This is a genomic window from Sivoneniella epilithica UHCC 1019, from assembly GCF_040830845.1.
Classification (GTDB): domain Bacteria; phylum Cyanobacteriota; class Cyanobacteriia; order Leptolyngbyales; family Leptolyngbyaceae; genus ULC077BIN1.
In genome coordinates this window covers 60,701-76,127 of sequence record NZ_JBFPDP010000018.1, presented here as the reverse complement: position 1 = coordinate 76,127, position 15,427 = coordinate 60,701, and the positions used below count along the sequence as shown (strand labels likewise).

14 protein-coding genes are annotated in these 15,427 nt (G+C 46.8%); 6 read left to right on the top strand and 8 right to left on the bottom strand.

What is annotated here, in order from left to right:
* Positions 1-317 precede the first annotated feature (317 nt).
* The 3 genes from infC to AB3R30_RS13065 all read left to right on the top strand — a co-directional run bounded on the left by infC (position 318) and on the right by AB3R30_RS13065 (position 4,630).
* A complete protein-coding gene (infC, locus tag AB3R30_RS13075; RefSeq protein ID WP_197984955.1) occupies positions 318-845 on the top strand; it encodes a translation initiation factor IF-3 in 528 nt (175 codons plus the stop codon).
* A 124-nt stretch (positions 846-969) separates the two neighbouring features.
* Positions 970-4,038 (top strand): Npt1/Npt2 family nucleotide transporter, encoded by a 3,069-nt coding sequence (locus tag AB3R30_RS13070; RefSeq protein ID WP_458649633.1) that lies wholly within the window; start codon positions 970-972, stop codon positions 4,036-4,038.
* 103 nt (positions 4,039-4,141) lie between these two features.
* A complete protein-coding gene (locus AB3R30_RS13065; protein ID WP_458649632.1) occupies positions 4,142-4,630 on the top strand; it encodes a Crp/Fnr family transcriptional regulator in 489 nt (162 codons plus the stop codon).
* Here the strand turns inward: AB3R30_RS13065 and AB3R30_RS13060 are convergent.
* The 3 genes from AB3R30_RS13060 to AB3R30_RS13050 all read right to left on the bottom strand — a co-directional run bounded on the left by AB3R30_RS13060 (position 4,627) and on the right by AB3R30_RS13050 (position 6,216).
* On the bottom strand, positions 4,627-4,830 hold the full coding sequence (locus tag AB3R30_RS13060) for a DUF2949 domain-containing protein (protein ID WP_458649631.1): 204 nt from the start codon (positions 4,828-4,830) through the stop codon (positions 4,627-4,629). The two genes, AB3R30_RS13065 and AB3R30_RS13060, sit on opposite strands and share 4 nt — an antisense overlap.
* A 293-nt stretch (positions 4,831-5,123) precedes the next feature.
* Positions 5,124-5,264, bottom strand: a complete 141-nt coding sequence (locus tag AB3R30_RS13055; protein ID WP_458649630.1) for a hypothetical protein — start codon at positions 5,262-5,264, stop codon at positions 5,124-5,126.
* 85 nt (positions 5,265-5,349) lie between these two features.
* Positions 5,350-6,216, bottom strand: coding sequence for an SWIM zinc finger family protein (locus tag AB3R30_RS13050; protein ID WP_458649629.1), 867 nt, complete (start codon positions 6,214-6,216; stop codon positions 5,350-5,352).
* Positions 6,217-6,405: 189 nt separating this feature from the next.
* Here AB3R30_RS13050 and AB3R30_RS13045 point away from each other — a divergent pair, with 189 nt between their 5' ends.
* Positions 6,406-6,768 (top strand): Lin0512 family protein, encoded by a 363-nt coding sequence (locus tag AB3R30_RS13045; RefSeq protein ID WP_458649628.1) that lies wholly within the window; start codon positions 6,406-6,408, stop codon positions 6,766-6,768.
* A gap of 32 nt (positions 6,769-6,800) precedes the next feature.
* On the opposite strand, the gene AB3R30_RS13040 is transcribed toward AB3R30_RS13045, so the two are convergent.
* The 4 genes from AB3R30_RS13040 to AB3R30_RS13025 all read right to left on the bottom strand — a co-directional run bounded on the left by AB3R30_RS13040 (position 6,801) and on the right by AB3R30_RS13025 (position 10,740).
* Entirely contained in the window at positions 6,801-7,517 is a 717-nt protein-coding gene (locus AB3R30_RS13040) for a PHP domain-containing protein (protein ID WP_458649627.1), read from the bottom strand.
* Positions 7,518-7,911: 394 nt separating this feature from the next.
* Entirely contained in the window at positions 7,912-9,693 is a 1,782-nt protein-coding gene (sppA, locus tag AB3R30_RS13035) for a signal peptide peptidase SppA (protein ID WP_458649626.1), read from the bottom strand.
* A gap of 249 nt (positions 9,694-9,942) precedes the next feature.
* Positions 9,943-10,326, bottom strand: coding sequence for an alr0857 family protein (locus AB3R30_RS13030; protein ID WP_458649625.1), 384 nt, complete (start codon positions 10,324-10,326; stop codon positions 9,943-9,945).
* 147 nt (positions 10,327-10,473) lie between these two features.
* The gene (locus AB3R30_RS13025) at positions 10,474-10,740 is read right to left on the bottom strand and encodes a hypothetical protein (protein WP_458649624.1); all 267 of its coding nucleotides are present in this window, start codon (positions 10,738-10,740) and stop codon (positions 10,474-10,476) included.
* Positions 10,741-11,026: 286 nt separating this feature from the next.
* Between AB3R30_RS13025 and AB3R30_RS13020 the strand changes: the two genes are divergently transcribed.
* Both AB3R30_RS13020 and AB3R30_RS13015 read left to right on the top strand, forming a co-directional pair.
* Positions 11,027-13,678 (top strand): PAS domain S-box protein, encoded by a 2,652-nt coding sequence (locus tag AB3R30_RS13020; RefSeq protein WP_458649623.1) that lies wholly within the window; start codon positions 11,027-11,029, stop codon positions 13,676-13,678.
* 133 nt (positions 13,679-13,811) lie between these two features.
* Entirely contained in the window at positions 13,812-14,549 is a 738-nt protein-coding gene (locus AB3R30_RS13015) for a hypothetical protein (protein WP_458649622.1), read from the top strand.
* Between the two features lie 18 nt (positions 14,550-14,567).
* On the opposite strand, the gene AB3R30_RS13010 is transcribed toward AB3R30_RS13015, so the two are convergent.
* Complete coding sequence (locus AB3R30_RS13010) at positions 14,568-15,296, bottom strand: pentapeptide repeat-containing protein (protein ID WP_458649621.1); 729 nt, start codon at positions 15,294-15,296, stop codon at positions 14,568-14,570.
* Between the last annotated feature and the right edge of the window lie 131 nt (positions 15,297-15,427).

Genomic DNA, 15,427 nt, shown 5'->3' with positions numbered 1-15,427 from the left:
TAAATAAATCCCAACAATTACTTCATCTATCTTCATCATAAACTTCCTCTGAAATTCAGAAAAATATCCAAATAAAGTTTTAGCCAAAAGGTTTTGGACAATCATCTGACTAAAAATTTTATAAACAATCCCCAGAAAACAAAGCAGAGTGAGTAAAATGTCAGATACAATCATGTGTCCAAGGATCTAAGCAATGCCTTTACTCCTTCAAATGGGCAATGGTTGCCTTAGATCTCTGCCAAAAGCCAGGTTGCAACCAGACTACGCATTAGTTTATGGTTGCTATCTGACTCCAATTATTCTCTCTAAAACTGCCTGTGACTGGAAATAGACCGACACGCGACCTCCCAACTATCAATGAACGGATTCGATTCCCTAAGATTCGAGTGATTGATTCTGACAACTCACAACTGGGAATCATGACTCCTCGTGAAGCTTTACAGCTTGCTGAGGAGAAGGAACTAGATTTGGTTTTGGTGACTGACAAGGCAGATCCCCCTGTTTGCCGGATTATTGATTACGGCAAGTTTAAGTTTGAACAAGAGAAGAAAGCGAAAGAAGCAAAAAAGAAGCAGCATAACGTTGAAGTCAAAGAAGTGAAGATGCGTTACAAGATTGAGAAGCATGACTACGACGTGCGGATCAATCAAGCAAAGCGCTTTTTGCAAGATGGCGACAAGGTGAAAGCAACCGTGATGTTTCGGGGTCGCGAGATTCAACATAGCGACATGGCAAGAGATTTGCTGTCTCGCCTAGCGAATGATCTGCAAGAATTTGCTGAGGTTCAACAGTTTCCCAAACAGGAAGGGCGCAACATGATGATGTTATTGGCTCCTAAGAAGTAGCTAGTGATTGCGGCGATCGCAGGTTGACGATTAAAATTTCTGCAACGAAACGAATCTGCATCTCTACAATAAAGACCATTCAGGGCACTTTAATGAAAGTGATGCTCGACTGTTGGCAGAGTGAATGGGACTAATTGATCAATGGTTTTCTAAAGACGGCTGGAAGCAACCGCTGCTACAAGGGTTTAACCTCCGAGCAGAAGAGGCGGAGCGAACATTTTTGATGTTTGCTTTTTATGCAGCCACGTCTATCGGGTTAGTTTGGTTAGAGGCAATTACAGCCGATCTGTTTCTGAGCGAATATAAAGCAGAAGGGCTGCCTTGGATTTATATCGCCAGCGCAGGCATTGGCTCAGGGCTAAGTTTTGTCTATTCTCAGCTTCAAAAGGCGCTGCCGTTACGCCGTGTGATTGTGATTATTGCGCTGCTGATGGCGGCTCCACTGCTCCTATTTTGGCTGGGATTGAGCGCCCAAGCGGTTTACCCATTTGAGTTTTGGAAGGTGAGTACAGTCGGCATCACCATTTTTCTGATGCGACTATGGGTAGAGGCACTAAATGTTCTCAATGATCTGAATACGGCAATTACTGCAAACCAGTTGTTTAATATTCGGGAAATTAAGCGCACCTATCCGTTGATCAGTAGCGGGATCTTAGTGGCGGATGTGATTAGTGGCTTTTCCTTGGGTTTCATGATCAGGCTGGTGGGCAACCTGGAAAATATGGTGCTGCTGTCCTGTGGGATGATGGCGATCGGGGCAGGAATCCTTTTTTACCTGAGTAATGCGTATCAACAGGCGTTTCCAGACTTTTTGCGGCGGCGATCGGGATCAGAAGATCAAGCCTCTGAGTTCTCAACGAATCGCTCAGTTCAAGGTTCTTTACGCCGCTACGTCATCCTGTTGTATTTGTTTTTTATCTTGTCTCAGGTGCTGTTCCTGCTAATCGATTTTCGGTTCTTAGGAGCGCTAGAAGAATTTTCGACTTCAGAGGGGCAAATTGCTGCATTTCTAGGTGTTTTCAACGGCATTCTAGGCATTTTTGAGGTGACAATGCAGTGGCTCGCTTCCAGTCGCTTGATTGAACGGGTGGGTGTCTTCTTTGCTTCGCTGTTGTTGCCAGGTGGAATCGGCATTCTCAGTGCTTTGGCAATTTCTAGTTTGGCGTGGCAAGCTCCCTTAGTGAGCCAATGGGCATGGACAGTACCCCTATTTCTAATTCTGCTTGCCCTAAAATTTTATGATGAACTGCTGCACTATACGTTATTTGCTAGTGTGGGTCCGGTGTTGTTTCAACCTGTGCCTGAGGGGGTTCGGAGCCATGTACAGGCGATGGTGCGAGGGGTGGCGGAGCCATTGTCTACAGGGGCGACTGGGGTCGCGTTATTAACGTTGGGTTGGTTTTTGGGCGATCGCCAGCTTAATATTTTGTTTCCAGTCATGCTAGTTCTGTCGCTAGTCTGGATTTTGGTAATTTTGCTGCTGCGAGCAAAGTATGTCAATCTTCTAGTGATTAGTGCAGACCGTGGGCAACTAACGCGGGATGTGGATGAGCTAGAACTGCGGCGAAAACTGTTAGAAACCCTCGAAAAGCCAGGACCCGAAAAACGTAAGGAATCCTGCATTGATTTTTTAAGTAAAGTCTATCCCAAAAGTGCCTGTGAATTATTAGCCCCTCGCTTGATGAATTTTTCACCGACTCTCCAGCGAAAAAGCCTAGAAGCAATGCTGCTGTATCCAAATGCGGCGGCTTTAGGACAGGTAAAAGAACTGATTGATCAAGCTCCTTCTGCCAATGTACTGGCTTTGGCGCTACGGTTTGTTTGGATTACGGAAGAAGACCCAGACATTCGTCGCCTGCGCGTTTATTTGAAATCGGAAGTTGATCCGGTGGTGCGGGGCACTGCTTCTTCGCTGATGATGCGTCAGGGTGATTCGACTCAAAAGGCAGAGGCAACTAATACGTTGCGGCGAATGCTGACTCATAAGTCTGAGAAAGAGCGGGTGATGGGCTGTCGGGCATTAGGGGAGGCGGTCTATTTACAAGCGCTGCGAATTTATATTCCTAAATTGTTGCAAGATGAATCTCTGCGGGTGCGGTGGGCAATTTTGGATGCGATCGCCGCGACCCATTTAGAAGAGTTTTATCCATCGTTACTGCGCGGCTTGCAGTATAAATCTACGCGGGATGCTGCACTCAAAGCGCTGGTAAGGTTGCACAACGAAGCATTGCCCATGTTGATCGACTTGGTAGAAGACGTGCAAAAACCAGATATTGTGCGGCTTCATGCATGGCAAGCGATCGGGTTGATTGGCACTCCAGAGGCACTAGATGCACTGATTTCTCATTTGGTGGTGGCATGGGGAAATAACCGCCGTAATATTCTCAGAATTTTGCTAGAAATACCGGGCGAAGCGGGGATTGAAAGTACTTTAAAACAAATAGGGCGAAGTGGCGTAGAACAACTGATTGACCAAGAACTGATGTTTATGGGTCAGATATATGCAGCGTTATTAGATTTGTCGCCGCAAGCTATGTGGATGCGGGAGGCAGATTTACTGAAACGGGCGCTGGAAGGGCTGCTGATAGATGCTCAGGAGAGACTATTTTTATTGATGCAATTTTTGTATCCCATTGGGGCAATTAAGGCAGCAGCGTTTAATCTCCAATCTGCGTCTCGTAGTAATATGGCACGCGGCTTAGAAATTTTGGATAATACGTTGGATATTCCCAATAAGCGAGCTTTACTGAGTATTTTGGATCGGAATTCTGAGGAGGAAAAGCTAAGAAACTTGTCGGAAATTTTTGAAGATCAGCGATCGCTACCCAGCGATCGCCTGCGCCAGTTATTAGAACTGCGTCATTTTTTATCAGATTGGGCGATCGCCTGTTGTTTTCATCTCGCAAAACAAGCGCACTGGAGCCTGACCAGCGAACAAGCAGTCGCGTGTTTACGTCATCCTAAAGGGTTTGTGCGAGAAGCGGTGATATCCTACCTATGGATGGCATCGCCCAGGGCAATGCAGACGTTGCTGCCGCTTTTACAAAAAGATCCTGATCGTCTAGTCATAGCCCAAGTTAAGAAAATGCTCAGAGAACTTGAGCTAAAAAAAGGAAATTCTACTGAAGTTACTGGAAAAGCTTCAATGAATTTATTAAATATTTCAAATCAGTCCGGATTTGAAACAATTTAGTAATGCATCCCTATGGTTGTGGAAATTCTGCTAATAATGGCTTTATTCAGTAAGTTATTTCTATTGGAACCAGGCAATCGCCCGCCTCATTTGCATCGCCGCTATGCTCTCTAGTTTTGAACGGGTTCTGTTTATTCGAGAAGTCCCAATTTTTAAAGAACTGCGGGAAGAATTTTTGGTGCGCCTTGCCTCCGTAATGGACGAGCTTGCTTTTCCGAGTCACCATACTATTTTTACCCAAGGGCAAGAAGGGCGATCGCTCTACATTGTGGTATCTGGCAAGGTGCGCGTTCACATTGAAAGCCAAGAACTCGTGCAGCTTGAGCAAGGAGCGTGTTTTGGAGAAATGTCTTTGTTTGATGCCGAACCTCGCTCAGCATCAGTCACAACGCTAGCGCCCTCAGAATGCCTCATCCTGACTCAGCAGCAGTTATATGAGGCGATCGAAGAAACTCCAGGAATTGCTGTGAACATTATTCGATTACTATCTCGGCGGATTCGTGAACTCAATCAAAAAATGAATGCAATGCAAAGTTCGATTGGTGCCCCACCGCCCCCAACGCGACTCTATAAGCCGGCTCAACTGCGTTAAGCAGTTTCCATCCAATCAAAAATTCGGTCTAGGTCTTCCAAAGTAACCAAGCCATACTGCCACAGAATCATGGGCAACAAGCTTGGGGTAAATTCTTGATGCCGTTGCGCGATCGCGATCGCGCTATCAGAAATTGCCAATTCTTCTTTCAAAAATTGGATCAATCGTGCATTCACAACTCCTCCCTTTTTTAATTCCATCTTAATTAAAACACTAATTTTATAAACTTATGTAACAAACTCTCAGATTTCTTTTTTGTTTAACTAGCTTACTCGAAGGTTCCCTTTAAGAAAAGCAGAATTCTATTAAATTATTTTCAGACCTTAAAACTACATCAATTCTTCTTTTTACTGTTACGCAATTCATTGATGGATGAGCCGGGTGATTGCCGTACCAGGATAGACGCAAATCACTAAAACGCCCCAGATTTTCTTAGATGAAAATCTAGGGCGCAGTAGATGAGAGTCTAGAGCATGAAGCTTAGAGAAACCGCTTATCCAGTTGTCCGTCGAGCGTGATCCATAATTTTTTGCTTACGGTCAGAACTGTCGCCAGTAGAGCGCTTGCTAAAGTCTCCTGTGCTACGAGATAGATGTTCCAAGATGCGCTTTTTGCGATCGCTGTCAGTTGCCATAAAAAAGAACTCTACCGATTGCTGGAGTGATCTTCTTTATTTTAGAAATCTTCACATTGGTGTGCCAGTTACATCCCAAAAAGCTTTAAAGCTCTGCTCCGGTTTTGGGGGTTGCAACATTCATCGCCGTCAAAATTGCCTGCTGGCTAGCGCTTTGATAGATTCCCTTTAAGTGTTGCATTGCAGCTTGAGCCGCCTTTGTAGCCACCGTCGCATCGCCATCGCTGATTTTTAATGGAATTGTGCCTAATACGTCTAAAACCGTTTCACTGCTAGGGGGCGGTGCAATCACGACTAAAGAAGGTTCTAACTCATCAGCATAATGCCAAAATTTCTCTAGATTGAGGGCATAGGAAGACTGTGTAGCAGAGGGTTCAAATGAGTCTGCATTCTGAAGGTTAGACTCTTTATGTTCACCTTGGCTGCGGGTTTGGCGTAAAGCTTCAATAATTTGCTCCTTGCTTCGCCCGCGTAATTGAAAAAGAACGAAGGGATCTTCACCAAAGCGATCGCCCAACAGGTAATATACCGCCCCAATATGCTTACAAGGATTGGCGGGATCAGGGCAAGAACACCGACTATGAATATCAAACTTAGTAAACGGAAACAGGCTCAACCCATTCCCAGTAAATACTTCCTCAATGGTTTGCGGCATTTCCCCGGCTAGCAGCTTAGCAGAAAAAATCGCTCGCTGCGACATCGATTCAATCACATAACTCCACTGCTCATCCGTGAAAGGATCAAGTGATAATGTCACCTTGTAGGGTTCTGGAGCCGTTCCCTGAACCAAGGCTGCCACTTTTTCGCCGTTAAACTCAATGCTCAACACATTGCCTTCTCGTGCATAAATTCGCGCTCTTGCCAATCGACGCACCCAGCCAAAAGATTCCAAGACATCGATCCAGCGCTGTGCCCACCATTCGCGGATCGGTTGAGAATAGGCATCGGTCATGGCAGAAGTAGGGTAAAAGGAATAACGAAGTGCGAAGTCCGAATGCGGACAGAACACTAAAAGTGTCTTATTTAGAATCTACATTCAAAATGTCTCCTACGGAGACGCTACGCGAACAAAATTCAAAACTCAAAACTGTATAACAAAGTATGCTGAGGGCGATGTTGATTCAGAGTTTAGGAGGGTTGCTTGGCGCGCAAACGATTGATTATTGAAATGGGGATGGGAGTTGATCAGCATGGGCAAGAGCCAACAGTTGCAGCGGCGCGTGCGGTGCGGAATGCGATCGCCCATAATGCGTTGCCGGGAGTATGGGAAGTGGCAGGGCTAAGCCATCCGAATGACATGATTGTGGTGGTTCAAGTGGGGGTTCCCTATCCTGAGCAGGTGAGGCAGGAAGAGGTGTTGGCGGTGCTGCCGTTTGGTCAAAAAACGTTGACCGTGGAGCTAGGGGGCATGGTAGTACAAGGACGGGCGATCGCTGAGTTAGAGGACAAAAACGATGAAATGCTCATTGCCGTTGCCTCGGTGACCGTTTGGGTAGACATTTAAAGAATATCTAAAAAATATCTAAAACACAGTGCTTAGAGGCGCTGAAGCAGGCTAAGCCCGTGAGTATCGCTGCCACAGGTATTCAGCAATCCATGGGTGGAGCTTAAGCGCTGTACTTGCTCAGTTTGACGCAGACTAGTGCGCCACGGAGACGGGTTGTCATAGGCATAGTAGGTTTCTACGCCACTAATCCCCAACGTGGCAGCAGCGGCAATTAGGTCGTCGGGAGATCGCCGATAACGACAGGGATGCGCCAATACTGCCAACCCACCTGCCGTATGAATACTAGCAATGACTTGAGCCGCAGACGCGATCGCGCCTTGGGGGGCGTGCTTCTGTAAGTAAGGCTCCATGACTAAATGATTGAAATCAAAGGCATAGCCCAAGATATGGACTTCGGTTTCTAACAATCTAGAAGTAACTTCAATTCCTGTCCACAAATGGGGCAGCGTGCTAACCCGATCAGGATTGGCTTGGATATAGTTAGCTAGCCAGACTTGCGCCCGTTTATATCCATCCACCGTGTGATGATCGGTAATGGCAAATCCTTGTAACCCAATCGCGATCGCTTGTTCCATCAATTTTTCTGGCTGCAACTGTCCATCCGAACAAACCGTGTGCATGTGAAAGTTAAACGATGTCGGGCAGCTTTCAGCGTGAATAGTCTCAAATACGCCCCTTAGCACCAGGGCATCCTGGGCAGTGGGCTTAGAGGAAACAGAATCCTCAACCAAATTTACGACAGCCATAGTTGCCTCAGAAGGGTAATGTGGGATGTCTTATCTTTGGCAAGACTTTAACACCTCCAATCCTATCTTAACCTTCTGTTACTTCTTGTTGTCTGCTTTACTGGGTTGCTAAGCGCTTGTCAATCCTCGTTAGCCCAATAGTTTCCAGTCTTTATCATTGGCTGATCAAACTTTTAAGGTTGCTTCACGTGATATGCGACTATCGCAACCCCCCTCACCCTAAATCCCTCTCCCAGAGCGGGAGAGGGACTTTGAACCATTTTTACTCCCCTTCTCCTGCCTTGGGAGAAGGGGGTGGGGGATGAGGGCTGACTTTAGTTCTACATCAGGTTACTTCATATGAAAAGAAGCTAATCAAGCCGAAGACACAGCGATCCGCAAGTTGCGCCCTAAGTTAGTCTAGGCGGAAGTTAAACGGCAATCGAGCGTAAGTTTCTGAAGGATCATTCATTCCTCTCAACACGGTGAAGTCTGCCTGAAGTTTGCCTAGCTCGTTGAAAACTGAATTTTTCGACCTGTTTTTTTGCAAGCTGGCGCTAGATAGATTTTTCAGCAGTGTTTCCCTGAGTCCGCGAGGTTCAGGAAACTCAGTAAGCTTCCAATCATCTCCCAGTTTTGCCCGTTGAGCCGCATCTTGAATGGCATCTTGCAGCCCGCCTATTTTATCCACTAACCCGATCGCCAATGCTTGCTTACCCGACCAAACGCGACCTTGGGCAACTTCTGCCACTTTTGCTTTTGGCAATTTGCGCGACTCGGCGACTTTGCTGACAAATCGGTCATAAATGCGATCGACGGTTTTCTGAAAAACGGCAAGTTCTGGCGGGGTGCGAGGACGAGTAATGCTAGAAATATCGGCATATCGCCCCGTTTTCACCACATCCCACGTTACGCCGTTGTCGTTTGCGATCTTTTGCACGTTAGGGCGCAAGCCAAACACGCCAATGGAGCCAGTGATCGTATTCGGCTGAGCAAAAATGCGATCGCTAAAGGTCGAAATCCAATAGCCACCAGAAGCTGCAATTCCTCCCATTGAAACGACCACGGGCTTTTTCTTGCGAGTTTGGATCACTTCCCGCTGAATCACCTCCGAGCCAACCACGCTGCCACCGGGACTATTCACCCGGATCACCACCGCTTTGATGTCATCGTCCTGCTGAATTTCTCGTAACTGTTGGGCAAAGCGATCGCCGCCTACCTGATCAGCATCGCCCTCTCCATCGACAATTTCGCCCTCGGCATACACCACCGCAATTTGATTTTTTGATTGCCGCTCTGACGCTTGGGCAACTTTGGCATAACTCTTCAAGCTGATCTGGCGAAAAGAGTCCTCATCTTTTTCCCCAAGCTGTTGAAGTTGACTAATCATTTCATCTTCATAGGCTAGCTTGGTCACCAACTTTTGCTTGACCGCATCTTCCGCATTTAAGACAGGTTGATTATCCGTAAGAGTCTGCAACTGAGTGGGAGTTAACTTTCGATCTTTACCCACGGCGGTTAAAAACTCACCCCACACATCCCCCAGCAGCGCTTGAGTTTGCTGGCGGCTTTCAGGGCTGCGTTTATCGGACAAAAATGGCTCTACCGCAGCTTTATATCTGCCAACTCGCGTCACCTGGATGCCCACGCCCAATTTCTTTAAGGCACTGGCATAAAAAGCGGTGTTTGAAGCCAGACCATTGAGTTCAAAGGAACCATAGGGATTAATGGCGATCGTGTCTGCCACGGATGCCAAATAATATTCCGGTTCGCCCCAAGCCACTCCATAGGCAATAACTTTTTTGCCTGTCGCTTGAAACCGCTGCAATGCTTCACGAACTTCTTTCAGTCCTGCATAGCCTGCGCTAGTGGAACTCTCCATGTCCCCATACAAATACAGCGCCACGATCCGCTTATCTTTGGCAGCGCGATCGATCGCATTCAACGCCATTCGCAGCGCGATCGTATCGGGAGTGCCACTCAGTAATGCATTCCCTAAATTGCCACTAGACCCTTTCTGCCCATCAGTGATATCCACAGACAAATCAAAAGCAAGCACAGACTTATCTTTAACGGATGGGGCTGGATCTCTAGATGAAATGGAAATAACTAAGAGGACTAATCCGCCAATGCTTAAGCCCAGGAAAATTAGCAACGCTAGCAAACTGGCAAAGGTGTATTTAAGAAAGTCGCGCATTCAAATCCTTTTCTCTTCTGCGGATAGCGCAAAGTCGCTACTCTTTCCATGCTGACGTGAAAATGCTTTAACGACAAGGGGAAGAGAAAAAAGGCAGGGATCGGGGAACAGGGACAGGAATAAATTACGAATGGCGAGTTACGAATGGCGAGTTACGAAGCATTAAGAGCGAAGGGGAGACGCTATCAAGCCTATGTTGATCGACAATCGACATTCGACACTCTGTGCCCGAAACCTTAATATCCCTTTTTATGCCAGGAATGATACCTGAGTTTGAGCCTCCCACAGACGCAGCAGTAGAAATTCAGCCATATCTGAAACGACGGTCACAAATACGCCTTCTTCTGCGTCGGTTGTTTCAGCAATCCAACTTCCATACACGGTTGCTTCCACAAATTCTTGATCCACGGGAGTGACCATCACTGCTTGGGTTTGGTCTACTCGCAGAATCTGCTCTAGTTGCTTTAAGCTAGGGGCGGTTGCAGGCAACAAAAACGAGGCGCGACCTGGCTCAATGTGCAGGTGTTGCCCTAGCCGCATTGCTAGCACCACTCGTTGAGCGATCGCCACTTCTAGAGGAGCCATGACGCGCTCCATGTGCAGTCCAGTTTCGGTATAAGTCAGCTTCAACATAGTAATTTCTCCAAGGAAGAAAGAGGAGGCTTAGGGTTGAATGGGGCTTGACTAGAAAATTAGTTAAACAAGAAATTAAATAGGCAAAAAACAACCCCCGCCTCTGGATTTCCAGCAGCGGGGGCGTAAGCATTGGATGCAGCTTGCCTATGTGGATTCAGGGGTGCGCCTGTTCCTCCCGCTATCGATATAAAGTTCTAACCGCGACGCGCTTTGAATAAGTTTGAGAATGGGTCTAAAAATGCGATCGCCCAGAGTTGTGCTGACACTATCAGGGTTGCCCATGGGTCGATTCTCTAACTTGCTAGAAAACCAGCTAGCATTAAACAGCCCTGCGATCGCCAATTTTCCAGTATCGGACTGGCAGTGCAGCGGGTTCGGTATAGCTGAGAGAATCAACAGAGGATTCAACATGGGACGTGGGGTTTCAATTTTGTTGTTTATATACTACAAGGTGTAGCATCTGTTTGTCTACCTTTTTGAGAATCACCGCGATCGCGAGGCATTCCTGAAAAATGCAAAAATCGCTCATCCAAGTGGAGGAAGGCTAAGGCTAGGAGAAACAGGCACCCTAGTTTTAGGTAAGTGTTTTAAGCGACATTTAACTGGCTAAACAACTGGGCTAAAGCAGTCATACGCTGATGGGATAGCTTAGGAAATAAAAATCTTTCTGTCTCTGCCTATTTTTATTTGGGGACTTATGGAGCTAAATCAACCGACTCTATACTGGCGAATGGTTGGAGCGATCGCTGCGATCGCTGGCTTGATCACCGCAACGGTTGGAGTAGTTATCTGGAAGGTGATATCCCAAATTTCTACCCTTGCTCAAGTTAGCCTTTGGACACAGGCGGCAATCATTGGGATGCTACCTCTGTGCAGTGTGATTGCTGTGGGGCTAACTGCTTTTTTTTTGTCTCGTTTTTGGGTATCTCCTCAAGGGCGCGAAAATCGATTTCGGACTATTTTTGAAGGCGCGGCGATCGGCATTGGGTTAGATAACCTAGATGGCACGATTCTAGAAAGCAATAGCGCTTTACAAACAATGCTGGGCTACAGCCATAAAGAACTTGCTAGCATGACTTTTTCGCAATTTACCCATCCTGATGATGTGGCGATCGATGAAAGGCTCTTTAGCGAAATGATTGCGGGCGATCGCAGCTTTTACCAGATTGAAAAACGCCATATCAATAAAGATCAGCAGTTGCGTTGGATCAGACTAACCAACTCCCTAGTTCGGGACAAGGTGAATAATCCGCGTTATACGATCGCCGTAGTTGAAGACATCACTTCCTTAAAGCAAGCGCAAGAAAGCATTCAACTGTATAGCGACATTGTCAAACGAATGCAGCTTGGATTGTTAGTTTGGCAAATGCCCGATCCGAATGATGTGCAATCCTTGCGGTTAGTGGAATGTAATCCGGCTGCCCAACAAATTTTGCAAATCACGGCGGCTCATGATCAGCTAATTGGCAAGCCCTTAGCAGCCCTTTTTCCAGAGTTGCTAGAGACCGATATTCCGAATATCTACGCTGAAATCATTCGCTCTGGTGAAGGGCGAAATTTGTGTGAAGGCTGCTATGGAGACACAACAAGCCAGCAGATTTTTGCAATGAAAGCGTTTCCGCTGCCCAATCGCTGCCTTGGGTTGGTGGTTGAAGATATTACAGAACGCAAACAAGCTGAAGATGCCTTGCAACAGAGCGAGGCGCGATTCCGAGTGGTTGCAGAAACCGCTGCCTGCATGTTTTTGATATTTCAAGGAAATGCGCTGCGCTATGTCAATCCAATCGCGGAAACCATTAGTGAATATACCCGTGATGAATTGATGGCGATGAACTTTTGGGATACTGTTCACCCCGATTTCCAAGCCTTGGTGCGCGATCGCGGGTTAGCCAGACAAAGCGGGGCTGTTCTACCCAATCGCTATGAATTCAAAATTTTGACAAAATCGGGCAAAGAATGCTGGTTAGATGCCACCGCTGGCTTAATCACTTTGGCAGGAAAACCTGCTGTATTAGCTACAGGCTATGACATTACTGAGCGCAAACAGGCTGAAGAGCAACTGCAACTCGCGGCAGATCGAGAGCGGCTGCTCTGGGAAATTTCACTGCGAATTCGGAGTTCGCTCAATCTAGAAGAAATTTTGCAAACAACCGTGGCGGAGGTGCGCCAATTTTTGCAGGCAGATCGGGTGGTAATTGGCGGTTTCGAGCCTGATGTTTGCTGCCGCACAGTAGCTGAATCTGTGGGCGAGGGCTGGAAGCCTGCTCTAGGGTGGGAGATTGAAGCCCGTGAGATTGCGGAAATCAAACAGCTATTTGAGCCAGACACCGTTCGCGTCATCCACAATACTGAGCAAGTTGAAAAAACTGCCTTTGTCTGGGAATATTACACGCGCTGCCAAGTCAAAGCAGATATGGGGATTCCCATTATGCTGAATGGCGAAATGTTTGGCGTATTAGCGATAAACCAGTGTTCAGCACCGCGTCACTGGCAGCCATTTGAAGTAGATTTGCTGAAAAAACTGGGCACTCAGGTTGAAATTGCCATTCAGCAAGGGCAGCTTTATCAACAGTTAATCGCGTTGGCAAGCAATTTAGAGTCTCAAGTGGAAGATCGAACCGTGGAATTGCAGCGGCGAATGCAAGAGTTGCAAAACCTGAATGAGGTCAAGGATTTGTTACTACACGCGGTTTCTCATGATTTACGCACTCCCATCCAAGGAACGCTGATGGTGTTGAATCATCTTCGCAGTAAGGAGTGTGAAACAGTGCCCGTAACTCGCTCCATGCTAGATTGTATGATTGCCAGCAGCGATCGCCAACTGAGTCTACTGAACTCTTTGATGGAAGCCCATGCCGATACTCAGGTAACGCTGAGCCTGAATCGCGAACCCATTGATCTATCCAAAGTTTTTGAGCAGGCGATCGCCACTCAAGCAGATCTGCTGACCCACAATGAAGCAGTTATTGTCAATCAGATATCCCTAAACTTACCAACTATCAACGCCGATCCCATTAAACTCCAGCACGTTCTAGAAAATCTGCTTGCCAACGCCGTCAAACACAATCCGCCGAATCGCACCATTACTTTCACCGCTACTTTTGCCCCTGAAGCTTATCCCAACTGCCTTTACTGCGCCGTGACTGATGATGGCACAGGCATGACGCAAACCCAGTGCGATCGCCTCTTTCAACTTTATGCCCGTAGCTTAGATCAGCAGCACCTCACCGGCATTGGAGTCGGACTTTATCGTTGCCAGCAAATCATCTCTGCCCATGCCGGCAAAATCGGAGTTCACAGTACACCGGGTCACGGTTCAACGCTGTGGTTCACGATTCCATTTTCCTAACGCTCCACCCTATAAAAATATGTAGCTATCATGAATTTTTTATATTTTTTTGATGAAGCACCCTAGCAAAGTCGAATCACTTTTCTAGGATTCGATACCCTTTCGGGTAGTTTCTACTTTTCCACACACAGCGATGCACTTTTCTAGCTTTTTGAGAACGGCTTCCATTGCCGCAACTTCCCTAGCTTGCGTAGTTGCAGCCGATATCCAGCCAGCTTTTGCTTTCCAATTCACGCCAATTGACGAGAACAATGCTCTGGTGAGTTTTGATGGAGTGACTCAAATTCCCTATGCGAAATATTCGTTTTCAGGAACGCTTGAGCCTCAAGTTGCTGGCACCTTCAACTTACCTGGACTTGGACTTGTGACTTTGCCCGGTTTCCAAGGAGGCAATCCTGCGGTTCCTCCAGAGATTAAGGAGGCGGCTGTCCAAGCGATCGCCGATCGCTACACCTTTACTAGCTTTGTCGGCAGCTACTTTGCACCGAGTTCACCTGGCACCATCAATTCTATATTTCCACAGTCTGTGAATTTCACCGGAGCGCAAACCAACTTTGGAACGAGCAACTTTGAACTCAGCCTTTCTAAATTGACTCCCACAGGCGTGGTTATTTATAGCTCAGATTTGGTACTCACGCTGTCTAATCCATCAAATCCAAGCGAATGTTCTCAGGCAACAGCCCCATTTTGTGGCGCTGCTACCTTTGATTTTGGCATTGCCCAAACTTTACAAAATGTCCTTTCTTACTCAGTTTCGCCCACCGCTGCCGCAGTTCCTGAACCGAATGAAATGGCTGGAAGCGCGATCGCGATCGGGTTCCTAAGCTTAGGCTGGTACTTAAAACGCAAATCTGCCAAGCCACTTTTATAGCAGTGGGAATTATGGTTCTTAAGAATAAAAAATTGCGCCGCGCTGGCTTAAATCCAAGATTGCACTTTTGGTTAGCCCCAAATTTTGACCAAACAGAGATCGGGTAACGGTAGCCCCTATCAAGTTTGTTTCTTGCAAATTTGCCCGCCGTAAATCGCAGTTGCCTAAATCGACTCCGTAAAGGTCTGCCCCACTCAAGTCAGCACCATTTAAGTCGGCACGGCGCAAGTTGGCATGATTTAAAGATGCTTCACTTAAATTAGCCCTTTCTAAAACAGCAGCCGTTAAGTTTGCCCGTCCCATCTCCGCCAGACTTAGATTCGCTTGCGTTAGATTGGCACGGGTTAAGTCGGCATTCGTCAAGGTGATACTCAGGGCGTTTGCTTGAGTCAAATTGGCACCCACCAAATTAGCGTTATTCAAGTTGGCACCAATCAAGTTGGCTGCTACCAAAAAAGCACCAATCAACCGAGCATCTTCCAAATTGGCATTGATTAAATTGGCTCCAGAAAGATCGGTGCTGATGAAATTAGCTCCCACAAGCTGGGCAGAGTGCAAATCAACCTGCTTGAGGTCGGCTCCAGAAAAATCTTCAGTGGGGCGCAATCCCACTAATCTTGCTAACTCAAAAAAGTCTTCCGTGTCTGCCTTCGCAACCAGTTGAGTTAAGTCGTGAAGTTTCTGTAAAGACTGATCGGTTGACATATTAGGGTAGAACTGACCAGAAAGGGTGGAGCTATAATCCATAACACTCCGGGTGACGACATTAGCAGAATCAAGAACGATAAGTAAATATCCTGAAATTTAGCTAAAAATATGCAACCAGTCGGGCGATCGCATCTTTAAATCCTTCCTACTCATCCATAATTGGTCGATAA